Consider the following 2949-nt stretch of genomic DNA (forward strand, 5'->3'; position numbering starts at 1 on the left):
GCTCTCGACCATCAAGTCGGTGGCCGGCTTCGAATTGCGACTCAACGAGATGAGCTGCACCGGCTGCCATCAGACCCATGGCATAGCCGGTTTCCACTACACCGGCGCCGATCCGGCCAGCGAGCCGCGCCGCAACGCCGTCTTCGTGCCGGGCTCGGCCGTCTTCTTCGCCGACCTGCCGCGCCGCCGCGCCATCGTCGAGCAGTTCGCCGCCGGCGGCCATCCGGATTTCGTCAGAGGCTTCGCCGCCCGACCTGATGCGAAATATGCCGCGGCGCTGAAAGGCACCGACCTCTACAATGGCTGGGGCTCGATCTGCTATCGCGGCGAGGATCCAAGCTTCAAGGACTGGAGCTGCGGCGCGGGCCTGCGCTGCGCTGGCGTCCATGAAAGCGCCATCCATCCGGGCTTCGGCACCTGCGTCAGCGAGGCCGGCACGGCGGTAGGTGAGCCCGTCGAGTTCGGCGAGATCAAAATGTCGACCTGGGGTAACGACCAGTATTGCCGCCTGTCGCCGGCCACCGCCAAGGCCTGCGCCATCGACCCGGCAAGGGACAAGAAACCCTTAGTGAAGCTCGCCGGCTATGGTGCCGCGCGCCAGCGCTACGACAATCCGCGGCAGAAGACCGGCGGCTTTCCCGGCGGCATGCTGCGCAAGGCAAGCTGCGACAAGCTTCCCGACGAGGCGACGTGCGGCAGATTGGCCAAGACCGGCTTCAACGACTGTGTCGCGTCGGGCAAGGACCACAAATTCTGCACCAGGGAGTTCACCAAGACCGCCGGCCTGCGCGCCTGCGACAAGGCCCATCCCTGCCGCGAGGACTATATCTGCACGGCAGGCTATGACGATCTGGCGCAAGCAAAAGCCGGCAAGGGCACCTGCATCCCGCCCTATTTCATCTTCCAGTTCCGCGTCGACGGCCACCCGCGCAGCTGGGTGCAGGATGTCCGTGAGTGAGAGAACGGTTTGCTGAAGCGCCACCACGTCTCGACCGACGGCTTTCACCCAAAACCGCTGACGTCGGCCTGACAGACGTCTAATCTTTCTGCTTGGCGCCGGCACTCTTGCCGTCGGAGCTCTTCGAACGCTCCTCGAAACGCGCCGCGCCCTTTTTCAGCGGATGGCCGGTTTCGGCCTCGGTCTTGCGCTCGTCCTTCGCCGCCGCCTGTTTCAGTCCCTTGGCCGCTTGCTTGCCCTTTGCGGTCGGTGCCTGTTCAACGCCCATCGCTTCCTCCCTTGCCGCGCGACTTGCGCGGGTGTCAGAAGCAACGTGCTTGGCGTGCGAGGGTTCCGGAGGCAGTGGAAATCCGGCGGCGGGTGCGGCTCAGCGCGCCGCCGTCATCGCCTTCCGAAAAGCTTCCAGCGTCTCGGCGCTGACATGATGCTCGATACCCTCGGCATCGATGCGCGCCGTTTCGGCACTGACGCCGAGCGAGCGCAAAAAGGCTTCCACCGTGTGGTGGCGGATGCGGCTTTCCTCCGCGACCTTGCGCCCGGCATCGGTCAGGAACACGCCGCGATAGGGTTTTCGCGACACCAGACCGTCGGCGCACAGCCTGCTCAGCATCTTGGCCACGGTCGGCTGGGCAACGCCAAGCCTTGCTGCGATGTCGACCTGGCGCGCCTCGTTGCCGTCCTCGATCAGGTCGGCGATCAACTCGACATAGTCCTCGACAAGCGCGCTGCGGCGCGCTTCGCGCGTCTGCCGGAAGCCCTCCGAATGGACGTTGGCGTCAGGCAGTGGCTCGCGCGGGACTGGTCTGTTCTTCAGCGCCACTACGCGCTCCTCCTCGGAGTTTTAGCCGTCGCTGCTTTTATAGCACGGGCTCTGATTCTTCAGGCCGTTTATTTGCATTCCCCCACAGGCGCAACCGCCTGCCCCCTTTCGCACATTGGCAGCAGCTCAATAAAAAGCACGAACAATGAAATATAGCATATTGCATAATGTTGAGCCATGGCATAGCTTAAGGGAACATCGCCCAGTTTCGCGGAAAGCCTCCCCTCATGTCCGAAGCCGAAGCCACAGCCTCCCGTTCCTCATGGCGGTTCGCCGGGCCCGACGAGGACGAACAGCCCAGCCTGCGCGAAGTCAATTCCTCCATCGCGGTGCCGAATTCGGGCGTCTGGTTCCGTCGCCTGTTCGCCTTCATGGGTCCCGGCTACATGGTCTCGGTCGGCTATATGGACCCAGGCAACTGGGCGACCGACCTCGCCGGCGGCGCGCAGTTCGGCTACACGCTGCTGTTCATCATCATGCTGTCCAACCTGATGGCGATCCTGCTGCAGGCGCTGGCAGCACGGCTCGGCATCGCCACCGGCCGCGACCTTGCCCAGGCCTGCCGCGCCTATTATCCGCGTCCGGTCAACTTCGTGCTGTGGATCGCCTGCGAGCTGGCCATCATCGCTTGCGACCTGGCCGAGGTCATCGGCACGGCGATCGCGCTGCAGCTTCTGTTCGGCATTCCTCTGATCGGCGGCGCGATGCTGACGGCGCTCGACGCCTTCCTCGTGCTTCTGCTGATGAACAAGGGCTTCCGCTATCTCGAAGCCTTCGTCATCGCGCTTTTGATCATCATCTTCAGCTGCTTCGCCATCCAAATCTTCGTCGCCGCCCCGCCGGCCGGCTCGATCCTGCATGCCATGTTCGTGCCGTCGTCGGAAATCGTCACAAATCCGGCGATGCTCTACATCGCCATCGGCATCATCGGCGCCACCGTCATGCCGCATAATCTCTATCTGCACTCCTCGATCGTGCAGACCCGCGCCTATGAACGCACCGACAAGGGCAAGCGCGACGCCATCAAATGGGCAACGACGGACTCGACCATCGCCCTGATGCTGGCTTTGTTCGTCAACGCCTCGATCCTGATCGTATCGGCAGTCGCCTTCCACAACACCGGCCACCAGGATGTCGCCGAAATCAGCCAGGCCTTCGAGCTGCTGTCGCC

3 protein-coding genes and 1 pseudogene are annotated in these 2949 nt (G+C 63.7%); 2 read left to right on the forward strand and 2 right to left on the reverse strand.

The window, feature by feature from the left end; all coding sequences use genetic code 11:
* A pseudogene (locus EN935_RS29180) lies at positions 1–958 on the forward strand (hypothetical protein); the annotation flags it as partial.
* Positions 959–1037: 79 nt separating this feature from the next.
* On the opposite strand, the gene EN935_RS29185 reads toward EN935_RS29180, so the two are convergent.
* Together EN935_RS29185 and mntR are read right to left on the reverse strand one after the other, a co-directional pair.
* Positions 1038–1226, reverse strand: coding sequence for a hypothetical protein (locus tag EN935_RS29185; protein ID WP_109659990.1), 189 nt, complete (start codon positions 1224–1226; stop codon positions 1038–1040).
* Between the two features lie 99 nt (positions 1227–1325).
* Positions 1326–1778: a manganese-binding transcriptional regulator MntR gene (mntR, locus tag EN935_RS29190; RefSeq protein ID WP_109659988.1), complete on the reverse strand. Its 453-nt coding sequence runs from the start codon at positions 1776–1778 to the stop codon at positions 1326–1328.
* Between the two features lie 227 nt (positions 1779–2005).
* Between mntR and EN935_RS29195 the strand changes: the two genes are divergently transcribed.
* Positions 2006–2949 (forward strand): Nramp family divalent metal transporter (locus EN935_RS29195; protein WP_164771413.1); only part of this gene is annotated, 944 nt, incomplete at its 3' end.

It is taken from the genome of Mesorhizobium sp. M7D.F.Ca.US.004.03.1.1, from assembly GCF_003998635.1.
Taxonomy (GTDB): domain Bacteria; phylum Pseudomonadota; class Alphaproteobacteria; order Rhizobiales; family Rhizobiaceae; genus Mesorhizobium; species Mesorhizobium loti.

Bases quoted from the DNA above. Each gene is read 5' to 3' on its own strand.
- EN935_RS29185 (WP_109659990.1), bottom strand. From the start codon at position 1,226: ATGGGCGTTGAACAGGCACCGACCGCAAAGGGCAAGCAAGCGGCCAAG.